The sequence below is a fragment of the Eubacterium sp. AF15-50 genome (assembly GCF_934835595.1).
Lineage (GTDB): Bacteria > Bacillota > Clostridia > Lachnospirales > Lachnospiraceae > Eubacterium_G > Eubacterium_G segne.
Genome location: NZ_CAKVZL010000152.1, coordinates 1 through 590, shown reverse-complemented (window position 1 = coordinate 590; position 590 = coordinate 1). Strand labels below are relative to the sequence as shown.

Genomic DNA, 590 nt, shown 5'->3' with positions numbered 1-590 from the left:
AGGTATGGGAATGCCGTAACTGTGGACATATTGTAGTAGGAACTAAGGCGCCTGAAGTATGTCCGGTATGTAATCATCCACAGAGCTATTTTGAAGTACATGAAGAGAATTATTAAGGAGATGAGATTATTACGAAGAAGAAAGTGATTAATTCAAAAAAAGCAGTAATGATAGGCTGTGGCTTTGTTGGTTCTGCATCGGTATTTGCTCTGATGCAGAGTGGCTTGTTTACAGAGATTGTCCTTATCGATGCAGATAAGAACAAGGCAGAAGGAGAAGCGATGGATATCAGTCATGGTATTCCATTTGCGAGTCCGATGAAAATATATGCCGGAGATTATGATGATGTGGCTGATGCTGCAATTGTTGTCATATCTGCCGGAGCGGGACAGAAACCGGGAGAGACAAGGCTTGATCTCGTAAATAAAAATGTAGCAATATTTAAGTCAATCATTCCTGAAATAGCAAAGAGAAATTTTGCAGGTATCATGCTTGTAGTTGCGAATCCGGTAGATATCCTGACTCAGGTAGCCATAAAGTTATCAGGACTTCCAGAAAACAGGGTTATTGGATCGGGTACTGTGTTAGAT

General features: G+C 40.7%; 1 protein-coding gene and 1 pseudogene. Both read left to right on the top strand.

What is annotated here, in order from left to right; translation table 11 throughout:
* Nucleotides 1-116: rubredoxin-like domain-containing protein (locus Q5O73_RS10695; RefSeq protein WP_368076770.1), on the top strand; the 116-nt coding region annotated here is incomplete at its 5' end.
* 27 nt (nt 117-143) lie between these two features.
* Nucleotides 144-590 (top strand): annotated as a pseudogene (locus Q5O73_RS10540) (L-lactate dehydrogenase); the annotation flags it as partial.